This is a genomic window from Streptomyces sp. B93 (assembly GCF_018070565.1).
In the GTDB taxonomy this organism is placed as follows: domain Bacteria; phylum Actinomycetota; class Actinomycetes; order Streptomycetales; family Streptomycetaceae; genus Streptomyces.
In genome coordinates this window covers 1-20676 of the sequence record NZ_JAGPXL010000062.1, presented here as the reverse complement: position 1 = coordinate 20676, position 20676 = coordinate 1, and the positions used below count along the sequence as shown (strand labels likewise).

At 71.6% G+C, this 20676-nt stretch carries 25 protein-coding genes; 10 read left to right on the top strand and 15 right to left on the bottom strand.

The features are described from left to right. Nucleotides 1-3: 3 nt before the first annotated feature. The 5 genes from KBY47_RS33120 to KBY47_RS33100 all read right to left on the bottom strand — a co-directional run bounded on the left by KBY47_RS33120 (nt 4) and on the right by KBY47_RS33100 (nt 4450). Nucleotides 4-768: a TIR domain-containing protein gene (locus tag KBY47_RS33120; protein ID WP_210927804.1), complete on the bottom strand. Its 765-nt coding sequence runs from the start codon at nt 766-768 to the stop codon at nt 4-6. Continuing rightward, nucleotides 765-2315: a hypothetical protein gene (locus tag KBY47_RS33115; protein WP_210927802.1), complete on the bottom strand. Its 1551-nt coding sequence runs from the start codon at nt 2313-2315 to the stop codon at nt 765-767. Before KBY47_RS33115 ends, KBY47_RS33120 begins: the two co-directional genes overlap by 4 nt. 8 nt (nt 2316-2323) lie before the next feature. Next, nucleotides 2324-2995 (bottom strand): hypothetical protein, encoded by a 672-nt coding sequence (locus KBY47_RS33110; protein WP_210927800.1) that lies wholly within the window; start codon nt 2993-2995, stop codon nt 2324-2326. 240 nt (nt 2996-3235) lie between these two features. After that, nucleotides 3236-3745: a DUF3291 domain-containing protein gene (locus tag KBY47_RS33105; protein WP_210927798.1), complete on the bottom strand. Its 510-nt coding sequence runs from the start codon at nt 3743-3745 to the stop codon at nt 3236-3238. Between the two features lie 33 nt (nt 3746-3778). Further along, a complete protein-coding gene (locus KBY47_RS33100; RefSeq protein WP_210927797.1) occupies nt 3779-4450 on the bottom strand; it encodes a metalloregulator ArsR/SmtB family transcription factor in 672 nt (223 codons plus the stop codon). 135 nt (nt 4451-4585) lie between these two features. Between KBY47_RS33100 and KBY47_RS33095 the strand changes: the two genes are divergently transcribed. Then, nucleotides 4586-5407: a MerR family transcriptional regulator gene (locus tag KBY47_RS33095; protein WP_210927796.1), complete on the top strand. Its 822-nt coding sequence runs from the start codon at nt 4586-4588 to the stop codon at nt 5405-5407. Here KBY47_RS33095 and KBY47_RS33090 read toward each other — a convergent pair. Both KBY47_RS33090 and KBY47_RS33085 read right to left on the bottom strand, forming a co-directional pair. After that, nucleotides 5381-6298 carry a MerR family transcriptional regulator gene (locus KBY47_RS33090; RefSeq protein WP_308405383.1) on the bottom strand — a complete coding sequence of 306 codons (918 nt, stop codon included), beginning with the start codon at nt 6296-6298 and terminating at the stop codon, nt 5381-5383. The genes KBY47_RS33095 and KBY47_RS33090 overlap by 27 nt on opposite strands. A gap of 52 nt (nt 6299-6350) precedes the next feature. Continuing rightward, complete coding sequence (locus tag KBY47_RS33085) at nt 6351-6671, bottom strand: nuclear transport factor 2 family protein (RefSeq protein ID WP_210927795.1); 321 nt, start codon at nt 6669-6671, stop codon at nt 6351-6353. A 118-nt stretch (nt 6672-6789) separates the two neighbouring features. On the opposite strand from KBY47_RS33085, the gene KBY47_RS33080 reads away from it, so the two are divergent. The 3 genes from KBY47_RS33080 to KBY47_RS33070 all read left to right on the top strand — a co-directional run bounded on the left by KBY47_RS33080 (nt 6790) and on the right by KBY47_RS33070 (nt 9431). After that, complete coding sequence (locus tag KBY47_RS33080; protein ID WP_210927794.1) at nt 6790-7509, top strand: VanZ family protein; 720 nt, start codon at nt 6790-6792, stop codon at nt 7507-7509. A 70-nt stretch (nt 7510-7579) separates the two neighbouring features. Next, nucleotides 7580-8275 (top strand): response regulator transcription factor, encoded by a 696-nt coding sequence (locus tag KBY47_RS33075; protein WP_210927793.1) that lies wholly within the window; start codon nt 7580-7582, stop codon nt 8273-8275. After that, complete coding sequence (locus KBY47_RS33070; protein ID WP_210927792.1) at nt 8268-9431, top strand: HAMP domain-containing sensor histidine kinase; 1164 nt, start codon at nt 8268-8270, stop codon at nt 9429-9431. Before KBY47_RS33075 ends, KBY47_RS33070 begins: the two co-directional genes overlap by 8 nt. Here the strand turns inward: KBY47_RS33070 and KBY47_RS33065 are convergent. Together KBY47_RS33065 and KBY47_RS33060 are read right to left on the bottom strand one after the other, a co-directional pair. Continuing rightward, nucleotides 9382-9675, bottom strand: coding sequence for an SHOCT domain-containing protein (locus KBY47_RS33065; RefSeq protein ID WP_210927791.1), 294 nt, complete (start codon nt 9673-9675; stop codon nt 9382-9384). The two genes, KBY47_RS33070 and KBY47_RS33065, sit on opposite strands and share 50 nt — an antisense overlap. Before the next feature lie 40 nt (nt 9676-9715). Beyond that, on the bottom strand, nt 9716-10159 hold the full coding sequence (locus tag KBY47_RS33060; RefSeq protein WP_210927789.1) for a DUF6325 family protein: 444 nt from the start codon (nt 10157-10159) through the stop codon (nt 9716-9718). A 179-nt stretch (nt 10160-10338) separates the two neighbouring features. Here KBY47_RS33060 and KBY47_RS33055 point away from each other — a divergent pair, with 179 nt between their 5' ends. Genes KBY47_RS33055 through KBY47_RS33045 form a run of 3 tightly spaced genes read left to right on the top strand, consistent with a single transcriptional unit; the run spans nt 10339 to nt 13377 of the window. After that, nucleotides 10339-10836, top strand: a complete 498-nt coding sequence (locus KBY47_RS33055) for an SRPBCC family protein (protein ID WP_210927825.1) — start codon at nt 10339-10341, stop codon at nt 10834-10836. Further along, entirely contained in the window at nt 10829-12460 is a 1632-nt protein-coding gene (locus KBY47_RS33050; RefSeq protein ID WP_210927787.1) for an NAD(P)/FAD-dependent oxidoreductase, read from the top strand. The genes KBY47_RS33055 and KBY47_RS33050 overlap by 8 nt, the downstream gene beginning before the upstream one ends. Then, nucleotides 12457-13377, top strand: coding sequence for an SDR family oxidoreductase (locus KBY47_RS33045; RefSeq protein ID WP_210927785.1), 921 nt, complete (start codon nt 12457-12459; stop codon nt 13375-13377). The genes KBY47_RS33050 and KBY47_RS33045 overlap by 4 nt, the downstream gene beginning before the upstream one ends. Here the strand turns inward: KBY47_RS33045 and KBY47_RS33040 are convergent. From KBY47_RS33040 to KBY47_RS33025, 4 genes are all read right to left on the bottom strand, one after another. After that, a complete protein-coding gene (locus tag KBY47_RS33040; RefSeq protein ID WP_308405381.1) occupies nt 13349-13996 on the bottom strand; it encodes an NAD(P)-binding domain-containing protein in 648 nt (215 codons plus the stop codon). The genes KBY47_RS33045 and KBY47_RS33040 overlap by 29 nt on opposite strands. Before the next feature lie 480 nt (nt 13997-14476). Continuing rightward, nucleotides 14477-15208 carry a hypothetical protein gene (locus tag KBY47_RS33035; RefSeq protein ID WP_210927781.1) on the bottom strand — a complete coding sequence of 244 codons (732 nt, stop codon included), beginning with the start codon at nt 15206-15208 and terminating at the stop codon, nt 14477-14479. Between the two features lie 97 nt (nt 15209-15305). Continuing rightward, nucleotides 15306-15956, bottom strand: coding sequence for an HAD family hydrolase (locus KBY47_RS33030; RefSeq protein ID WP_210927823.1), 651 nt, complete (start codon nt 15954-15956; stop codon nt 15306-15308). A 186-nt stretch (nt 15957-16142) separates the two neighbouring features. Beyond that, nucleotides 16143-16679 carry a hypothetical protein gene (locus KBY47_RS33025; protein ID WP_210927779.1) on the bottom strand — a complete coding sequence of 179 codons (537 nt, stop codon included), beginning with the start codon at nt 16677-16679 and terminating at the stop codon, nt 16143-16145. A gap of 240 nt (nt 16680-16919) precedes the next feature. Between KBY47_RS33025 and KBY47_RS33020 the strand changes: the two genes are divergently transcribed. Together KBY47_RS33020 and KBY47_RS33015 are read left to right on the top strand one after the other, a co-directional pair. Then, nucleotides 16920-17063, top strand: coding sequence for a hypothetical protein (locus KBY47_RS33020; RefSeq protein ID WP_210927777.1), 144 nt, complete (start codon nt 16920-16922; stop codon nt 17061-17063). Between the two features lie 231 nt (nt 17064-17294). After that, nucleotides 17295-17708 (top strand): hypothetical protein, encoded by a 414-nt coding sequence (locus KBY47_RS33015; protein ID WP_210927775.1) that lies wholly within the window; start codon nt 17295-17297, stop codon nt 17706-17708. A gap of 30 nt (nt 17709-17738) precedes the next feature. Here the strand turns inward: KBY47_RS33015 and KBY47_RS33010 are convergent, their stop codons facing one another. Then, entirely contained in the window at nt 17739-18740 is a 1002-nt protein-coding gene (locus tag KBY47_RS33010) for a DUF389 domain-containing protein (protein ID WP_210927773.1), read from the bottom strand. 194 nt (nt 18741-18934) lie between these two features. Between KBY47_RS33010 and KBY47_RS33005 the strand changes: the two genes are divergently transcribed. Further along, entirely contained in the window at nt 18935-20281 is a 1347-nt protein-coding gene (locus KBY47_RS33005; RefSeq protein WP_210927771.1) for a ferredoxin reductase family protein, read from the top strand. Nucleotides 20282-20297: 16 nt separating this feature from the next. Here KBY47_RS33005 and KBY47_RS33000 read toward each other — a convergent pair. Then, a partial coding sequence (locus KBY47_RS33000) for an AfsA-related hotdog domain-containing protein (RefSeq protein ID WP_282108471.1) occupies nt 20298-20676 on the bottom strand: 379 nt, incomplete at its 5' end.

Sequence of the window (20676 nt, the reverse complement as noted above, 5' to 3'; positions counted from 1 at the left end):
GGCTCAGGGCCGCCGCTGATAGGCGCTCAGGTGACGGTACGGCCAGGTCTGACGCCAGTCGGAGCCGGTGTCGTTGACCGCGCACCCGGCCTGCTTCAGCCGCTCCACCACCTTGCCGAGGGCGGTGTCCGAGCCGTCGAAGCGGATGACGTTGCGGCCCGCGATGTCCGCGATCGGGCGCAGGGAACCGACCTCGACGATCAGCGTCCGTTCGGGGTAGGCCATCAGCACCATGCCCAGCTCGATCAGGACGTTCGGGCGGGGCTGGCCGACGGGCGCGGTCTCGTACGACGGCTCGTTCGGGCCGTGCAGGTCGGGGTGGAGCGTGACGATGTCGTCCGGGGTGAGCAGCACCAGCGCGGCCTGTGCCTGCGCGGGGGCGGCGGCGACCACGTCGCCGAGGAACGGTGCCGTCTGGCAGGTCGCGCCGACCAGGTCCTCCCACTCCTTGGGGCGCAGATCGAGTCGACGCAGCAGCTCGAACATCTCGCGGCGCACCTGCTCGTCGCGGCCGTGCACGACGAAGACACTGCGCTCCACGCCGGAGGGTTCCGCCCGGACCGGTCGGACCGGTCGGCCCGGGGCGCCCGCCTGCCCGCGGTCGGCCGCTGTGTCGCCGGAGGCCGGGGCGGGGACGACGGGGGAGCGGTCGCCGAAGGTCTGGGTTCCGCTGTTGCCGACGCTCTGGTTGCCGCCGAAGTTGTTGTTGCCGCCACTGCCGAAGGTGACGTTGTCGAAGGTGTTGTCGCGGAACTCGTGGCCGCTCATGCGGGGTGCCTCTCTCGGGTGATGCCTGAGTTGCTGCCGAAGGTCTGGTTGCCGCGGTTGCCGACGCTCTGGTTGCCGCCGAAGTTGTTGTTGCTGTTCGCTCCGAAGTTCTGCTGGAGGATGTTGGTCTGGTTGGCCTCGTGCTCGCGGGTGTCGACGTCGTGGTCGTAGAGGAAGTCACCGATGATCTGGAGCAGGTGGCGCTCGACGATCTGGGTGTACTTGTGGGCGTCGCTCTCCTGGAAGAAGTGGTGGAACACGTTGGCCGTGGCCAGTTCCCGCACGCTGGCCCGGGCGCCGCAGTCGACGACCTTGTGGGCGTAGCGGCCCAGTCCGAACTCGCTGTGGTCGGTGGGCTGGGTGATCTCGACCTTGACGGTGTCCGAGCCCGGCTTCCGCGGCAGCCGCTCCTTGAGCGGGTTCAACACCAGTCCCAGCAGCTCACCGGGTGCGCTGCGCACCACGTCCCAGGCGATACGGCACATCAGCCCGCCGTCGATCCGCTCGGGCAGCCGGTCCACCAGGCGGAAACTCTGCGTGATCGGCGCCAGTACGTACGTGTAGAACTCGGTGTGCAGGGTGGTGCCCTTGATGTCGAATCCGACGAACACCGTGGTCACCAGCTCCTGCTGCCAGGAACCGATCCGGACGCACAGGTACTCGCGGCCCGCGTCGTAGTCCTCCCGCCAGTGCTCGTCGGGACCGTCGAACTCCTCCGGCTCGTCGTCGAGGAACCGGACGGCCTTGGTGAACCGGCGGCGTTCGACGGACAGCAACTGGACGCGGTCGGCCGGGCGGGGCTTGCGCTTCAGCTCCTCGAACATCTGCCGCTCGACCCGGTCGGTGATGTCGGCGGCCGTGAACGGGATGATCGCCCGCCGCCGTACCTCCCGGTGCCCGGGTACGTCGTCTGGTGAGCCGTTCTGCCGCGGCAGCGGGGAACCGCCCTCGAACAGGGTCTGCCCGAAGGGGTTGGCGGGCTTCTCCGGGACGCCGATCAGCAGCTCCGCGTTCGACCAGCTGCGCCACAGCTGTCCCGCACCGACGAAGGGCTTGTAGCCGCCGTAGTAGACCGTGCCGGAGTTCTGCTCGGCGGAGATCTTCCGCACGATCCTCTGCGTGAGGTGACGGCATGTGGGGTAGCCCGCGTCGGCACCGGAGCGCTCCTCCGCGGGCGCGAGGTGCCTGGTGAGCATCCGCAGGACCGCCAGCCGGCGCAGGAACATGGTGGTCCAGGCGAGCCAGCCGAACAGCAGCCAGGCGACCAGGAAGTCCAGCAGCCCGGTGACCGAGCCGAGCAGGATGAGGGCGGCCCCGCCGGCCAGCGTCAGCACCTGCTGGCGGCGCAGACCGGCGGCGGCGAGCGCGTGGGCGAGCACGGGCACCGCGTCGTAGCCGTAGGAGGGGGCCACCACCCGGTAGCGGTGGGTGAGCAGTTCCCGGATGACCGCCTTGCGGTAGAGCGGGTCGAGGTAGGTACCGGCGCACAGCAGCCGGGTGGCGTTGCTCGTGGCGTCGGGCGGGGGCGGGGCGTTGTGTGCGGTCATGGGGTCGCTCACAGCCTCTCGGTGACGTCCGCGGCGGTGATGACGCCGTCCCGAACCGTGTAGGAGCCGTCGAACACCTTCTGCGTGCCGTCCGACTCGAGCGAGGTGACCGTGGCGAGGACCAGGTCGCCCGTGACGTCGTCGATGGTGACGGAGACGGCGGCGGTGGTGGCGAAGCCGTCACTGAAGGACTCGTAGTCGGCGACGAGGTTGTGGCCGCCCAGGTCCCAGGCGGTCGTGTAGTCACCGTCGTTGATCGCGGTGAAGTAGGCCACCACCGTCTGCGCCTTCGGGTCGTCCGCGTACGCTCCACCGGTCGTCGTGTCCGTGGACTCGTCGGTGAGTTCCTCGGTGGGCTCTTCGGTGGGCTCCTGTCCGAGGTAGTCGTCCGTCGGTTCGTCTGTGATGCCGTCGGACCAGGAGGGGACGTCACCGGAGTCGCCGGGTGCGCCGTCCGGGACGCTGCCGCCGAACAGCGAGTCGCCGCTCCCGTAGTCGGTACCCGAGTAGGGGCTGTCGTCCTCGCCTGTCACCCGGAGCGCGATCGCCAGCACGACGATCAGGAGAAGCGGCACACTGATGATGACCAGCGCGTTGTTGCGTATCCGGCCGGGTTCGAGGGTGAGAGCCGGTGCGGCATAGGACCCCGCGGGCCGTCCGGGTGCTCGTGTCGTACTCATCTGTCACCTAACTGCTGCCGGCGCCCCGGCGCGGAACTGGTCGGCCCGAGGCGGGCCGCCGTGCTGTGTGCGTCGCCCGATCGGACCAGGGACGCCGCTTCCGGCACCAGTTCCCGCCGCTTCCGAGCCGCTTCCGATCGGCTTCGGGTGAGGCGCCTCGGCCGCGCCGACCGCGGGCGCAGCCTCGCCCCGACCGCGCTGAGAAGCAGACGCGCCCTCCGCGAGGCTGCGCCCACCCCGCTAGCGCCCGCCCTCCGCAACCGCCTCGGCCGTCCGCGGATGCCGCGCCGCCTCGGCGGCGGTGAAGGAGGACGCGAAGGTGAAGGCGCGGGGAGACGGCCCGTTGGCCCGGAGGTCGTCCAGACGTTCCAGGGCCTCGCCGACGGTGGGGAGATGACCGGCCGGGACCCACCACAGCACCAGGTGTGCCTCGACATGCCGCTCGAACCATTCCCGGCGCCGACGCATGACCTCCAGGTGCCCGCTGCGGTACGTGAAGTCCCACAGGGCTTCCTGCGTCTCCCACACCGTCAGGTTGACGATGACGTCCTCGCCCGCCGGGCGCAGGCCGGTCGCGTCGGTCTCTCCCTCCGCCACGAGCCGCCACACGAAGCCGGGGGCCTGGTCGGCGGCGGTGTTGACCGGGTCGAGCAGTTCGACGAACGGTGCGGTGCGCGGGTCGTCCAGGGGGTGGCGGAGCGTGGCGACGTTGAGCTGGGCGAGGTGGGAGCCATGCGCGGATGAGGTCATGGCCCACATCCCAGCACGCCCGGCTTTTCTATGTCAATCAATATGGTTTTTAGAATCCTCGACCACCACGCAGCACTCGCCCGGCCGGGCGTCCATACGGGCCCTCAGCGGCCCCTCCCTGCCGAGCAACCCCTCCAGCAGGGCGAGGTTCATGCCGCAGACGAGCGGCGGGAAGCGCTCGGCGACGGCGTGGAAGGGGCAGTTGCGCATCCGGACCACGGGCGAGGCCGCCTCGCCGGTGTCCTCCAGACGGGGCTCGTAGCCCCGGGCGGCGAGCACCTCCATCGCCTCGGCCAGGTCGCCGCAAGGTGCCGCCGGGTCGCGCAGGGCCTCGCCCCGGCGGCGCGCCGCCGCGCACAGCCCGGCATCCAGCCCCGCCTCCTCGGCGGCCTCGGCGAGCAGCTCGGCGGCGGTGCGGTAGTCGCGGGCGGGCAGCGACACCGCCCGCTCGACCCGCGCCCGCGTGTACACCTTGGCGGGGCGGCCCGCCCCGGGCCCCGAGCGGCCCGACAGCCGACGGCTGCCGCTCTCCAGCAGCCCCGCCTCGGTCAGCCGGTCCAGATGGTGCGCGGCGAGCGTGCGCGCCACCCCCGCCGCCTCGGCGGCCTCGTTACGGCCGACCTCGCGGCCCTGCGCCACCACGTACTCGTACAGACGTCGCCGCACCGGATCCTGCAACGCCGCGATCGCTTCGATGTCCTCCACCCGGCCATTCTAGGAACAACGCGGATTGGAGATAGAAGAAGATCGAAGGAGACGGAAGGAGCAGCGGGACACGGCGGCCCCGGTACCGTCCTCCTTGACCCTCACACCGTGTCAGGCGGTCGACTCGGAGACATCATGTTCACCATCGGAGACTTCGCCCGGCACGGCCGCGTCTCGGTCCGGATGCTGCGTCACTACGACGCGACCGGACTGCTGCGCCCGGCCCACGTCGACCCCTCCAGCGGCTACCGCTACTACACCGCCGCCCAGCTCGCCCGCCTCAACCGGATCATCGCGCTCAAGGACCTGGGATTCACCCTCCAACAGGTCCACGAGATCGTGGAGGAGAAGGTCAGCGCCGAGGAACTGCGCGGCATGCTGCGGCTGCGGCGGGCCGAGCTGGAGACCGCGATGGCCGTGGCGGGAGCACGGCTGGTCCAGGTCGAGGCGAGGCTCCGCGCGATCGAGAGCGAGGGGCACATGCCCACCAACGACGTAGTGATCAAGAACGTTCCCGCCGTCCGGGTGGCGGAGCTGACCGCGACCGCCGAGAGTTTCGGGCCGGAGAACATCAGCCCGGTCATCCAGCCCCTCTACCACCGGCTGTTCCGCGAACTGGACTCGGCGGGCGTCGCCCCCTCGGGCCCCGGGGTCGCCTACTACGAGGACGCCCCGGAAGGCGGTGGCAAGGTCAGCGTCCACGCCGCCGTCCAGGTCTCCGCACCCGTCCAGGACGGCGCCTTCCGCGTCCTCGACCTGCCGGCCCTCGACCAGGCCGCGACCATCGTCCACCGCGGCTCCATGGACAACGTGCTCGCCACCGTCCAGACCCTGGCCCGCTGGATCGAGGCCAACGGCTACCGGTCGACCGCGTACCCGCGCGAGGTCAGCCTGGAGTGCCCGGAGGACCGTGACGACTGGGTGACGGAACTACAGGTACCGGTCACCCGGGCCTGATCCCCGGCCGCCCCCGCCCGGGGCCGAGGGAGCGGGGCCGACCAGCCAGGCGACGAGGGTCCGCCAGCGTTCCGGCTCGTCGGTGTCCCGGGGCCCGACGAGGTAGATCTCCTCGACGAGGTCCTGGGACCGCAGACCGTGGCGTGCGACGAAGGAGCCCACGGCGCCGTAGGTGAGGTCGAGGTCGTCGTGCGGCCCGTGATGGGTGGCCACGGCGGCGGTACGACGGGGCAGCTGGAGCGGCTTCACGGTGGCCGGCGCTCCTGGTGGCAGCGCGACCTCGGCCGGGAGGTAGACGGTGGCGCGGCCATGGCCCTCGGTGAAGAGGTCGTGCTCGTAGCGTCCGCCCGGAGGGAGCACCGGGCGGCCGCCGGCCGCGAGATCCAGGTCGTGCATGGCGGCGTCGTACCAGCCCAGGCCGGCCCCGGGCGGGACCTCGAGGGACACGGCGAGTACGCGTTGCGGCGGGAGCACCTCCAGGCTCACCGCCCGTTCGGCCCGCGGGTCGAGGAGTTCCCGGAGCGCCTGGACGGCACGCTGGGTGCGGCCCAGCCGGTCCTCCAGCCGGCGCAGGTGCGCGGCGACGATCTGCTGCGCCGCACCGTGGTCCGTCCCGTCCGCGCCGGTGGACTCGGCGTCGAGGAAGCGCCGCAGGTCCGCCAGCGGGAGGTCGAGTTCCCGCAGCCGTCTGATGGTCAGTGCCGGCCGGACCTGTGCGGGCGTGTAGTAGCGGTAGCCCGTGGCCGGGTCGACACGGGCGGGGACGAGGAGTTCCTGCTCGTGGTAGCGGCGCAGGGTGCGGATGCTCAGGTGGGTGATCCGCGAGAACTCCCCGATCGTCCATCGCTCCGCCGGGCCCGTCTCCTCGCCCATGGCCGCCTCCTTGTCCACGCCCGAGTCTCCTCGTCGCCGTCCACGTCCGGACCCGACCCGGGTCGCGGCTTCACGGTGAGATGTCCAGCAGTGTGATCTTCCCCCGGCCGTTCCGTTCGAAGGTGAAGCGGAGGGTCACCGGGCTGCCCGGGAAGTCACCGGAGACCGCCGCGACGGCCCGGCAGGCGGTCGCCGTCCCGGTGATCTCACGGAGGTCGTAGCGCACGGGCGGAACCTCTCCGCGCCAGCGGCGCACCGCGAGCAGTCCGTGATGGGTGCGCCCGTCGTCATGCACGACGACGCCGTCGTCGAAGAGAGCGAAGTAGCGCTCGCGGTCGGGGTCGATCGCCGCGGCGAAGTACTCGTCGGTGAATTCCTGCACGTCATCCATGGCCGCGACCCTGGACCCTCCCGCAGGGGGAGGGTCAAGCCCTCGTGGCTCCCCTGTGTCGCGGGCATATCGAAAAGCCCATACGCCCCCGCAACCGCCCCCCGGTTGCAATGAGCACATGAACCAGCCCCGACCCATGTCCGCCCCGCCCCGCCGCGTGCGCGGGCTCGTGCCCTTCAGCCTCGTGCCGCTCAGCCTGGCGCTCCTCGGCCTGGCGAGCGTCCTGTTCGTCCTGCGGCGGCCGTTGATGATGGCCGCTCCGGCGTGCATGGCCGGGCGGTGGCACGGCTGCCTCGACACCTTCAACGGCGTGGTGCTGATGACGCTGGTCACGCTCCCGCTGGCCGTGCTGGTGGCATGGGCCCTGGCGTGCTGGCGGCGGGCCGCCGCCGACGGGTCGGCGTGGCGGAGGTCGCTGGCCGAGGTCGGCATGGTCCACGGGACGGTGCCGTTCGTGTGGCTGACCATGATGCCGGGCTCCGGGGCCGGTGCCGTCCCCGGCCGGTTGAGCCTGGTGCCGCTGCGGGACCTGCCCACGATGGGCCTGCTGGGGATCACCGGCAACCTGCTGGTCTTCGCGGCGCTGGGCTTCTTCGCCCCGATGCGGTTCGCTGCGCTGGCGTCCGTACCCCGCCTCCTGGCGCTCGGGGCGGGCTGCTCGATCCTGGTGGAGACCGCCCAGTACGTCCTGCGCCTTGACCGGGTGTCCTCCGTGGACGACGTACTGGTCAACGCGACCGGCGCGGTACTGGCCGGGCTGGCGTCACGCCGCTGGTGGCGCACTACGGCAAAGACGCCGTCGCCCGGCCCCAGACCCGCACGGGCGGCGACGGGCTGAGCCGCGAGCCACGCGTGCGCACATGACGTCGCATACGTCGGCGATAGGTCGTCCTGTCTACTCTTCGGACATGCGCGTACTGATCGTGGAGGACGAGCCCTACCTGGCCGAGGCCGTCCGTGACGGCCTGCGGCTGGAGGCGATCGCCGCCGACATCGCGGGCGACGGCGACTCCGCCCTGGAACTGCTCGGCCGCAACTCCTACGACCTCGCGGTCCTCGACCGCGACATACCCGGTCCCTCCGGGGACGAGGTCGCCCGGCGCATCGTCGCCTCCGGCAGCGGCATCCCGATCCTGATGCTCACCGCCGCCGACCGGATCGACGACAAGGCGTCCGGGTTCGGCCTCGGCGCCGACGACTACCTGACCAAGCCGTTCGACCTCCGGGAGCTGGTCCTGCGGCTGAGGGCGCTGGACCGCAGACGCGCGTACGCCCGGCCCCCGGTCCGCGAGATCGCGGGACTGCGCGTCGACCCGTTCCGCTGGGAGGTCTTCCGCGACGGCCGCTACGTCGCACTCACCCGCAAGCAGTTCGCCGTACTGGAAGTCCTCGTCACCGCCGAGGGCGGCGTCGTCAGCGCCGAAGAGCTGCTGGAACGCGCCTGGGACGAGAACGCCGACCCCCTCACCAACGCCGTACGCATCACCGTGTCCGCGCTGCGCAAACGGCTCGGCGAGCCCTGGATCATCGCCACGGTGCCGGGGGTCGGCTACCGCATCGACACCGGCCCCGAGCCGACGCATCCCGGTGCCGCCCGTGCATAGGAGACCAGGACTGAGCGTCCGGCTGAAACTCACCCTCAGCTACGCCGGGTTCCTGGCCGTCGCGGGCGCGCTGCTGCTGGCCGTGGTGTGGGGGTTCCTGCTGCGCTACGTGCCCGACAACTCCCAGGGCCTGCTGGGGGTCGCGCCCAACCGCTACCTCCTCGTGCGCACCTTCGCCCCCGCCGCGGCCATGGCGATGGCCTTCCTGCTCGTGTTCGGGCTCGTCGGCGGGTGGATCCTCGCCGGTCGGATGCTCGCGCCGCTCACCCGGATCACGGCCGCGACCCGGGCGGCCGGGAACGGATCGCTGTCCCACCGGATCCGCCTGGCGGGCCGCCAGGACGAGTTCCGTGAACTCTCCGACGCGTTCGACGCGATGCTCGAACAACTGGAGTCGCACGTGGCCGAGCAGCGGAGGTTCGCGGCGAACGCCTCCCACGAACTGCGCACCCCGCTGGCCATCTCACGGACGCTGCTCGACCTCGCCCGCAAGGACCCCACACGCGACCAGGCCGAACTCCTCGCACGCCTCCAGACCGTCAACACCCGCGCGATCGGCCTGACCGAGGCCCTCCTGCTGCTCAGCCGCAGCGACCGCGGGAACTTCGGCCGCGAGAGCGTGGACCTCTCCCTCGTCGCCGAAGAGGCCGTCGAGACCCTGCTCACCCTCGCCGAAGGGCGCGGCATCACCCTCGACGTCACCGGGGGAGCGGCACGGACCAGCGGCTCCGCGGAACTGCTGCTGCGGATGGTGACGAACCTCGTCCAGAACGCCATCGTCCACAACCAGCCCGTCGGCGGCACGGTGACGGTCCACACCGAGGCGTACGGCGACACGAGCGTCCTGCGGGTCGAGAACACCGGCCCCCGGCTCGCACCGGACCTGGTGCCGACCCTCACCGAACCCTTTCAGCGGGGAGCGGAACGCGTGCGCGGCGACGAGCACACCGGTGTCGGCCTCGGCCTCGCCATCGTGCACAGCGTCGTACGCGCCCACGACGGAGCCCTCGACCTCGCCCCCCGCGCCACCGGCGGTCTCGCCGTCACGGTCCGGCTCCCCGGCGTCTCAGCAAAGGAGCCTGCGGGACCACCGGCCCGCCCCGGGATCACGACTCCAGGACCCTGCGCTTCTGCTCCTCGAACTCCGCCTCGGTGAGCACACCCTGCGCCTTCAGCTCGCCGAGCTGCTTCAGCTGCTCGATCTTGCCGGTCATGTCAGGGGGCGAGGAGGGCGCCGACGGCTCGGCGTAGGGCGCCGCCCGGGGCGGGCCCGCATCGTACGGGTACTGCCCCTGGGCAGCCCAACGCCCCTGCTGCCGACGCGTCACACGGTTCGACACCGCGGTCGCCGTCCCGGCCACCACGGCGGTGCGCGCCACCCCACGGATGAGACCTGGCATGTCCATCTCCTTCTGGTCCGCCCCCGTCATCGTCCACCGCTCAGCCGGCGGCCTCGGTCGCGTCGAGGGCGGCGACGAGGTCCGGGACCGGGATCCGCCCGGAGGCGACCAGCCTGGCACCGCCCCGGTGCAAGGCGGCGGCGAACGGCGCGGCCCACCGGTTCTCGTAGACGAGGATGCCCGCGGAACTGCCCGGCTCCAGCGCCACGGCCGCCTCCTCGAGGTCGTCCTGGCCCAGCAGGCCCGACGACGCGCCCGCGAAGACGGACAGGTCGAGGGCGCCGTCCCCCGTGAGGTCGGCGATCTCCATACCGGTCACGGTCCCGTCCTCGTCCTTCCTGACGAAGACCAGGTCCAGGACCCGGATGAGGCCACGCTCCACGAGGTCGACCAGGAGAGGAAGCCCTTCGCCGGTCATCCGGTTGCCGGGGAACTCGACGACGAGGTAGTCGATCGGCCCCACTGTTTCGAGTTCGTCGCTCACGGTGCCACCTCTGGTACTCGGGGCCGTCTCCGGTGCCGCCCCCTCACAGTCATTGCAGCACCGGGTCGCAGCGGTCGCACGTCGGTACGGGTCGCCTCCCCACCGCGCCGCTTCACCGGCTCCGGAAGGGGCACTCAGAGCGGGACCGGCAAGTCGTGGTCCGCGACGAAGGAGGCATGGTGGCCATACGGCATCGGCTGATCGAGGCGAGTCCGCAGCAGGTGTGGGACGTCCTCGCGGCCAGCGACCGATACGGGGAGTGGGTGGTGGGGACGGCCAAGTCACGCCCCTGCCGGGGCAACTGGCCGGAGGTGGACGCCGCCCTCACCTACGAGTTCCGCCTCGGCCCCGCCACACTGACCAACGAGACCGTCGTCCGGCGGTGCGAGGAGGGCTCGGCCCTGGAACTGGAGGCCATCGCGGGACCGCTCGGCACGGCGCGGATCGCGATCGAACTGCGCCCCTGGGGCGAGCACTGCCTGGTGATCGTCGACGAGCACCCTCTGCGGGGCACGGGCGGCAGACTGCACAACGTGGCCGTGGAAGGGCTGATCCAGCTACGCCACCGGACCATGCTGGCCCGCCTGGCCGAGATCTGCGAGACCTATGCCAACGGTGACGGCGACCGGCGAGAGCGTGCGACGGCCGGGCCCCGGCGGGGAGCCGACCGTGCCTGACGCCGTGGTCATCGGCGCCGGGCCCAACGGCCTGGTGGCCGCCAACCTCCTCACCGACGCCGGATGGAGCGTCACGGTCCTGGAGGAACAGCCCGAGCCGGGCGGGGCGGTGCGCCACGACAGCGACGTCGCCCCCGGGTTCGTGAACGACCTGTTCAGCTCCTTCTACCCGCTGGCCGCCGCATCCCCGGTGCTCGCCGGTCTGCACCTGGAGGACCACGGCCTGCGCTGGAGCCACGCGCCCCACGTCCTCGCCCACCCGCTGACCAGCGGCGGCTGCGCGCTCCTCGACCGTGACGTCGACACCACCGCCGCCTCACTCGACGCCTTCCACCCCGGGGACGGCGACGCCTGGCGCCGCCTGCACGCGGTGTGGGAGCGCTACCGGACCGACATCCTGGACGCCCTGTTCACCCCCTTCCCGCCGCTGCGCGCAGCCGGCCGGCTGGCCGTCCGGCTGCGCGGCGGGGGCGGCCTACGGCTCGCCCGCACCCTCATGCTGCCGGTGCGCCGCATGGGCACGGAGGAGTTCCGGGGCGAGGGCGGCCGACTGCTCCTCGCGGGCAACGCGCTCCACGCCGACCTGGCACCGGAGGCCGCCGGAAGCGGCGGCTACGGCTGGCTGATGTCCATGCTCGGGCAGACCTACGGCTTCCCCGTGCCCGTCGGCGGCTCCGGCGCCCTCACCACCGCCCTCACCCGCCGACTCCGCTCCCGCGGCGGCACCCTGCGCTGCGGCAGCCGCGTCAGCCACGTACTCGTACGCGACGGGCGTGCCACCGCCGTACGCACCGCCGACGGCGAGACGGTCACCGCCCGGCACGCCGTCCTCGCGGACGTGTCCGCTCCCGCCCTGTACGGCGACCTCCTCGACCCCGCCGACGTGCCCGGCCAGATCCTCGCCGACCTGCGGAGCTTCGAGTGGGACTTCGCCACCTTCAAGGTGGACTGGGCGCTCGACGGCCCCGTCCCCTGGCGCACCGAGCAGGCCGCGCGGGCGGGCACCGTCCACCTGGCCGACGGGCTCGACGAGCTGACCCGCTTCGCCGCCCAGATCGCCATGGGACAGGTGCCCGACCGTCCCTTCGCGCTGTTCGGCCAGATGACCACCGCCGACGCCACCCGCTCCCCGCACGGCACCGAGTCCGCCTGGGCCTACACCCACCTCCCGCACGACATCCGCGGCGACGCCGGTGACGAAGGGCTCACGGGCAGCTGGAGCCAGGAGGAACAGCAGATCATGGCCGACCGCGTCGAGCGGCAGGTGGAACGCTTCGCCCCCGGCTTCCGCACCCTCGTCCGAGCCCGCCGCGTCCTCGCCCCGCCCACGCTCCAGGCCCTGGACGCCAACCTGCACGGCGGCGCCACCAACGGCGGCACCGCGGCCATGCACCAGCAACTGTTCTTCCGCCCCACACCCGGCACCGGCCGCCCCGAGACCCCGGTCAGCGGCCTCTACCTCGCCTCCGCCGCGGCCCACCCGGGCGGCGGTGTGCACGGCGCGCCCGGCGCCAACGCCGCCCGCGCCGCGCTGCGCGCCCAGCGGTACGCCCCCCTCACCCGCCTCCAGCGGATGCTCACCGGACGCGACCGCTCCGGCGACAGGCGCCGCACCCCCGCATGACAGAAGGAGGCGGCTCCGTGCCCGACACGACCCACAGCCCCCTTCACGGCCGTACCGTCGTCGTGACCGGAGCAGCACGCGGCATCGGCGCGGCACTGGCACACCACTGCTCCCGGCGCGGCGCCCGGCTCGCACTGATCGGCCTCGAGCCCACCGGACTGGACGCCGTCGCCGCCGCCCTGCCCGGCCCGGCACTCGCGGTCGAGGCCGACGTCACCGACCCCGCCGCCCTGGACGCCGCCGCCGACACCGTCCGCCGACGGCTCGGACGCCCCTCCGTCGTCATCGCCAACGCGGGAATCGCCGCGAGCGGCCCGTTCGTCACGTCCGACCCGGCCACCTGGAGCCGCGTCATCGACGTGAACCTCACCGGCAGCGCCCACACCGCCCGCGCCTTCCTCCCCGACCTGATGGAGACGGGCGGCTACCACCTCCAGATCGCCTCCACGGCGGCGCTCGCCGCGGCCCCCATGCTGAGCGCCTACTGCGCCTCCAAATCAGGCGTGGAAGCCTTCACCCACGCTCTGCGCGCCGAAGTGGCACACCACGGCGTCGCCGTCGGCATCGCCTACCTCAACTGGACCGACACCGACATGATCCGCGACGGCGACCGGCACGCGGCCCTGCGGGAGCTGCGCACCCACATGCCCTGCCCGGCCCACCGCGTCCACCCCGTGGACCCCGTCGCCGCCCGCCTGCTGAAGGCCGTGGAGCAGCGCCGGACCACCGTCTACGCACCTGCCTGGCTACGGCTGGTGCATTTGGCCCGCCCGGCCCTGCCCCCTGTCATCCTCCGCGTGTCCCGGCGGCAGCTGCCCCGGCTGGAAGCCCACGTCGACCTCACCCCGACCGGCCCGCTGGGCGCCGGAGGCCGCGCCGACCGCGCCTTCAGCCAGAGGCGCGGTCGACGACCTTGATGTTGAACGAGTGGCCACCCAGACCGTTCGCGATGCCCATGAAGAGCAGGGCGAAGTGCTCCTGCCCGCGTGCGGTGGTGATGCCGCCCAGGTCCAGCTGTGACGACGGGGGCCAGCCGAGGTCGGTCAGCAGACGGCCTGCCGTCCGCTTGGCGTCGGCGTCGTTCCCGGAGAGGAAGACGGTGCTGGGGCCGTCCAGAGCGTCCGGGGCGATCATCACGGTGGAGTCCATGGTGCAGAGCGTCTTGACGACGGGCGTCAGGGGAAAGGCTTCCTGAATCCGTTCGCCCAGACTGCTGTTGGGGTGGGAAAGCTCGGTGAAGTCGTCGGACAGGCCGACCCCGACATCGATCAGCGGGGTGCCGGCCAGCGCGGGCGCCCCGATGGAGTGCAGCAGACCGACGGAGACGGTGCCCGGTGTCGCGTTGACGAGCACCTCCGCGTGGGCGGCTGTCTCGTGCAGGCCCGCCACGGGGAGACCGAGGTCCTTCCGCTCCTCCGGATGACGGGAACCGAGGAGCACGTCGTGCCCCGCGGCACTCCAACCGTGGGCCAGTGCTCGGGCGACGTTGCCGGTGCCAAGTAGTCCTACGCGCATGAGGGGAACGCTAGTCGTCACCGCGGCACGGCGGATCGGACCGCGGGCCCGAGGAGACCGGCACCAAAGACCTAGTCCGCCGGCCCGTGCGGTCACCGGACCGTTCCGGAACGTGGCGGAGCCCGGGAGTCGTATCCAGCTCCCGGGCCCCTGGGGGTGCCACCCAAATGCGCACGCCAGTGGCGTTTAAGAGGACGGATCAGTCATCAGGCCGTCGTGTTCTTCCTTTGAACTACCGCACCACGGAAGAGGTGCAGGCGAGAGTCGAACTCGCATCCGACGGCGCTCGTCCGGCCTCGGTCGATCCGGCGATCGGTGGCGATGCTGAAGCTGGAGCGAGAGTCTGAGTCTGATCACGGCCGTCCGGCCGTGGGTCGTCAGGCTGAACCTCAGTTTCAGCTTGCGCTCATCACGCGAACCGGTCCTCAATCCGGCCCGCGCCTGTCGCGCACCCCCGCGCTCGCACGCGGGGGCGATCATGGGTGCCGCCCACCGCCGACGTCAGCCGAACAGGTAGCCGAACACCGCGTCACCCACCCGCTGGTCGGTGACCTCGGCGCCATTGGCCTCCTCGCGGGCGAACTTCACCGCCTGCTGGAGTTTCTCGACCCGCTCCGCCAGCTCGTTCACCCGCCGCGCGGGGAGCGCTCCGGAGAACTTCACCGTCGTCCAGTACCCGATGGGTACGTCCTCGTAGTAGACCTCGACCTGCGCGGGGTGCTTGTCGGTCGCCTCGGCCTTGACGTGGTTGCGCGGCACCTTCTTGGTGCGGATCGTGCGCACCGGGTCCGTCTTCCACGAGTCCGTCGACGGGTCCAGGGACCACGACTCGGCGGCGTCGAGCACGGGCAGCTTCCTGACGAAGGTGTGCAGATCGGTGAGCTGCTTCTCCAGGAACAGCAGATAGCTGACCGGCACGTCCGCGACGACGGTCCGCCCGTCGACGGTGACGTCCGCGCGGGCGGTGCAGTTCGCCCAGTCCTTGGTGGCGGTCACGTCGAACAGCCGGGTCAGCGACGCGGACATCTCCCGCAGCACGTCCTCCGCCTTGACCTGCACCCGCGTGGACTCGGGCGGCAGCTGCTCGCCCTCCTCGTCCTTCGGCTGGTACGTACGCGAGATACCGGCCAGCAGCGTGGGCTTCTGCACCTTGTGGTGGGCCGCGGTGATGTCCTGGAACGACTTGCTCTTGACGCCCTTTTCCACGGCGATGATCTGGTTCAGCTTCGCCACTTGATCCCCCTTCGAACAGCAGGAACGTACCCCACCCGCATGCTCCGGGGCTCCTGGTTTTCTCCCGGCTGGTTCCCTGGAGGGGTCGGGCCCAGGGCTATCCCGAGGAATGGGCGAGCAGGTAGTCGATGGCGTCGGTGACGTCGTCGACCGCGTGGTGCGGCGTCGTGAGGCCCTCGGGCCAGGAACGGCCGCGAACCCAGATCGCGCGCAGGCCTGCCTGGTAGCCGCCCGCTATGTCGGTTTCGGGGTTGTCGCCGGTCATCCAGTCGCCGGGGGTGAGCTGCGTACCGCAGCGGGCGGCGGCCAGCTCGAAGAGCCGCGGGTCGGGCTTGCGGACGTCGATGTCGCCGGAGGCGGCGATGCCGTCGATCAGCTCGGCCAGGCCGGTGGCCCGCGCCTTGGCCCGCTGGATGTCGCTCGCCCCGTTCGTGGCCACGCCTACGCTCCAGCCCGCTTCCTTCAGCTTGGCCAGACTGTCGAGGACGGCGGGGCGGCAGCGCACGGAGGCGGCCATGCGGTCGATGTAGACGCGCCACAGATGGTCGGCGCTCTCGCTGATCGCTGGGAAGGCCACACGCAGCCGCTCGAAGTCGCCACGGTCCGCCTGATCGGCGAGTTCCGTCAGCAGCCACCGCTCGATCTCCGGGCCGAAACCGTGATCGTCACTGAGCGTGGCTATGGCATCCGTGAAGGCACTGGTGCGGTCGACCAGCGTGCCGTCCAGATCGAAAATCGCGAGTCGCACGGTCATGGACCCTACCTGCCGGCACGAACAGGGGGTACGCCCCTGTCGTCCGCCGGAACCCGCGCTGCGGCCGACCCACGCTGATCGTGACCGAGTCCCGGCACCGAGGACGACCCCCGGTGGTGGCCGCCGCCACCCACCCCCGACCGCCGGAGCGCGGCGTCTTTGCCGCCGGGGCGGCCGTGGTCACGGCGTCGGGGACGCGGGCAGCTGCCAGTGCCCGGAATGGCCGGGTGGGAGCGCCAGGTCGCGGCGGACCGCCGCGTAGTACTTCTCCCGCGCGGCGCGCTGGCGCTCCAGCAGGACCGACCACGCCTCCGGGCTGCGGGTCTCGTCGCGCAGGAACTGCTCCATGTCCATGACCACGACGACCCATGCGCGAGCCGCCTCCACCACGTCCGGACTGCCGAGCATCAACAGCGCTTCCCCGGCCGGATCGCGCCCGTCGGCGGCGTCGGCCAGGTCCGGCGCCGCCGCCTCGGGCGACAACGGGTGCGGGTGCGGGTCGTTGCCGAAGTGCGCCGCGATCCGGTAGGCCAGGGTGACGCTCTTCTTCAGCGACCGGGCGTAGTGGGCGTAGGCCGCCAGCCGCCGCTCCTCCCAACGGGCCGCCTGCTCGCGGTGGAAGCGGGCCCGGTCAGCGCGCATGACCGCCAGGTACGACCCCAGGGCGCCGATGACTACTCCGATCAGAGTGGGGAGCTGTTGGATGAACGCGGACATGACCACACGCTACAGCGCGTGCGCGGAGGCGATCTGACGTGGCCTCACATACGGCCGACCCCGCAGGCCGGGCGACCGGCCGGATGCGTGACCTCGTCGGTCTCGCCCCCGGTCCCACGGTGCCGCGGGCTACCGGCGTATACCCTGCCGGGTATACGCCGGTCCTGGCACCGGCGGCGGGCGCTCTCGCTGCCGGCCACGGGTTGCGAGACGGCCGGCGCCGCGGCGGCCGTGACGGCCGTGGCCGGAACCCGCGGCCGGGTCAGCCCGCGCGCTGAGGTGTCCCTCGACCGCCTCCTGTACCAAGGGCTGTACCTCCGCGACATCGAGCACGTGCTCGTGCTTGGCCTGCTCCTGCTCGGCTGGGGCAACCACACACGGTGACGGCACCCCTGTGTGCTCTTCCCAGTACCGCGCTGGGCCGGGATGGCCACGGCGTGAACGGGTTGCCCGAGGAGACGGTCAGTCCGTCGACGGTGCCGTGGCGGCGGACGTCTGCCATGGGAGCGGCCTCACCCGCTACGGGTGATCACCGGTCGTCGGCGGCCGTGCAAGCTCGTAGCCATGGCGCAGAGCGTCACGGCTCAGCGGCAAGAGCGAAGCGAGGTGCCGACCATGACCACGACCACGACTCACCACGGCCGCTCGGACAGGACCGGCGCGGCTGCCGGGGGACTGGTGACGTTCGCCGCCGTCCTGCTGTTCGTCGCCGGAATCCTGGACCTCTTCCGGGGCATCATGGCGATCGCCGACGACGACGTCTTCGTGGCCACCCCCAACTACATCTTCAAGTTCGACCTGACCAGCTGGGGCTGGATCCAGCTCGTCCTGGGCGTGATCGCCATGGTCGTGAGCGCCGGGCTCTTCAGCCGTGCCCTGTGGGCCAGGGTCGTCGGCGTCGGGATTGCGGCGCTGCTGATCATCGCCAACTTCCTGTCGATCCCGTACTACCCCGTGTGGTCGCTCATTCTGATCGCGCTGTACGGCTTCGTCATCTGGGCGCTGTGCGTCGTGCGCCGGGAGCCCTGACAGCCCGGGCGCGCCGCTGGAGCGCGATGCTCAGTCACCGACCGTCCCGGCGTCGATGCGTCGGCCGACCATCGTGTCCACCACGATCGGGATGCCGTCCGGGATCTGCCCCTGAAGCCGGTCCAGCAGCGTCTGGGCCGGTGGCAGGTCCCCGTGCACGCGGACGTGGATGTACATCGTCCGGGACGCCGTGTCGACGCTGGTGACGGACGCGCCCGGGACGTCGGCCAGCCACTGTTCCGCCGCGTGCTTGGCCCGACCGGTCCAGCTGTTGAGGAAGAGCGTGAGCGCGGTGTTGGCGGCGAGCGGCACGAACACGACCACGAACAGCAGGGCCATGGCGGCGTACGTCCTGCGCGTCGGCCGCCCGGCGGCACCCGCGTCCCGAGCGCGGAAGGTGAGGGCGGCGAAGACCACCATGCCGCCGAAGACCAGCGCGAAGAGGTTGGACACGAACAGGACCAGCGCGCCCAGCGCGAGCCACTCCGCCAGACGCCCCAGACAGACGCCGACCACCACCAGCGGCGGCACGAGGGAGATGGCGATCGCGACACCGGGCAGGACGGCGGCGACGTCCCGGCGGGCGAGCGCCACCGCACCCGCGAAGCCGGTCGCGAGGGCGGCGACCAGATCCATCAGCCCCGGTGACGTCCGGGACGCGACCTGGCTGTTGGAGAGCAGGTCGTAGTTGCCGGGCAGCACCAGGGAGAAGACGATCCCGACCGCGACCACCAGCGCACCGGCGGCCAGGACGACCCGGAGGGAGCCGTTCCGTCGGCGCTGCACCGACCCCAGGGCGATACCCATGATCGGCGTCGACAACGGCGCGATGATCATCGCGCCGATGACGGTGGCCGTCGAGTCCGTCAGCACCCCGCCCGCCGCGATGACCGAGGACAGCGTCAGCATCGTCCAGAAGGCCGAACGCTTGGACCTGGTGTCCCCGGCCGACAGGTCCAGATCCTGCGCCAGTTCGTCCAGTGAGCGGCGCTGGGAGGCCGGGAGGACCAGAGCGCGAAATCCGCGGAGCATGCCCTCAAACAACCACAAAAGCGGCGGCGCCGAAGGGCTGGACACGGAACAGACGTCAGCAGTCTGAACGGATCGGGCCGACGGCCCGTATTCTTACCCGATCGACATGCCAATTACGGCAGATTCTTCCCATCTTCATGGGAATTGTGGGGCAGGTCGCGACAGCCGCGGCCACAGGGGGATGTGAGGCGACCATGACGACGGTGAGTACCACGGCAGGAAGCAGAGGCACGGTGCCTCCGGTGGACGCGGCGCGCCGGGTGATGTGGACGTTCGTCCTCGTCAACGTCGTCATCGTGGAGGCGCTGTTCCTGAGCGCCGGTTCCGGCAAGAACGACGTGCTCACGGTCGCCAAGTTCTTCGGCCTGCACGCAGCCCTGCTGATGTTCTTCCAACTGCTGCTGGTGGCGCGGCTGCCCTGGCTGGACCGCCGCATCGGCATGGACCGGCTCACGGTGTGGCACCGCTGGGTCGGCTTCACCCTGCTGTGGACCGTCCTCACCCACGCCACGCTCGTGGTGCTCGGCTACGCGACGCTCGACGACGCCTCCATGCTGAAGACGTTCGTCGCGCTGAGCGGCGTACCGGCCTCCCTGCTCGGCATGCTCGCCGCCGCCGTCATCGTCGTCATCGGAGTGATCTCCACCCGGCCCCTGCGGCGGCGACTGCGCTACGAGGTCTGGCACGGCCTGCACCTGCTGCTCTACGTCGCCCTCGGCCTGTCCTTCGTGCACCAGTTGCAGGAGACGACGACCTTCACGTCCTCCGCGTTCGCCACGGCCTACTGGTGGCTCATGTGGCTGTTCGCCTTCGGCGCCCTGCTGGCCGGGCGTCTCGCCCTGCCCCTGTGGCGCAACGCCTACCACCGGTTCCGCGTCGTGGCCGTGATACCGGAGTCGGACGACGCGGTCTCCGTCTACGTCACCGGCCGCCACCTCGACAAACTCCCCGCCCGGGCGGGCCAGTTCTGTATCTGGCGGTTCCCCGGACACCACCACTGGTGGCTGGCGAACCCCTTCTCCCTGTCGGCGGCGCCCACCGGGCAGGGGCTGCGCCTCACGGCCAAGGCGGCGGGCAAGGCCAGCGCCGGTCTGCGCGACCTCACGCCCGGTGGCCGGGCCTTCGTCGAGGGACCGTACGGGGCGTTCACCTCACTGCACCGGAGCCGCCCCGGCGCGCTGCTCATCGCCGGTGGGGTAGGCGTCACCCCTGTGCGGGCCATGCTGGAGGAGCAGACGACCGGCGGCGACGTCGTCGTGCTGTACCGGGTGCGCAGCGAGGCCGACGCCGTACTGCTGAACGAGGTGCGCCACCTGGTCGAATTCCGGGGCGGCCGGTTGCACCTCCTCACCGGCAGGACCGGCGAGAGCGGCGTCCCGCCCTTCGCCCCGGCCAGCCTCCACCAGTTGGTCCCCGACATCACCGAACGCGACGTCTACGTCTGCGGCCCGCCCGCCATGACGACGGCCGTCCTCTCCGGCTTGCGCGAGCTGCGGGTTCCCGCGCGGCAGGTGCACGCGGAGAGGTTCGGCCTGGCCTGATCCGGAGACCGGTGGGTCACGGGTCCGGGGTCGTGAGGGTGAGGGTGGCGACGAAGACGGGCGTGTCGTTCTGGTGGGCGGTGACGAGGAGGTCGGCGGTGTCGCCGGTGGTGCTCGGGAGGGTCAGGGCTTCCACGTAACAAGGGGTGTCGAGTTCGGCGTAGCGCAGGAACTCGCTGGTGATGGTGGTGGGCAGGCCGGCCCGGCCGTGGTCGGCGAGCGCGGCCTGACGGGCGGCTTCGAGGAGCACCATGCCGGGGACGTGGTCGACCGGGTGGTCGAAGAGGACCGGGTGGCGGGTGTCGGCGCGCAGTTCCCAGCGGCGGGGGTGGGCGGTCGGCGCGAGGACGACGTCGCCTGGGTGGTGACGGCCGACCAGATGGGGAGGCACGGGG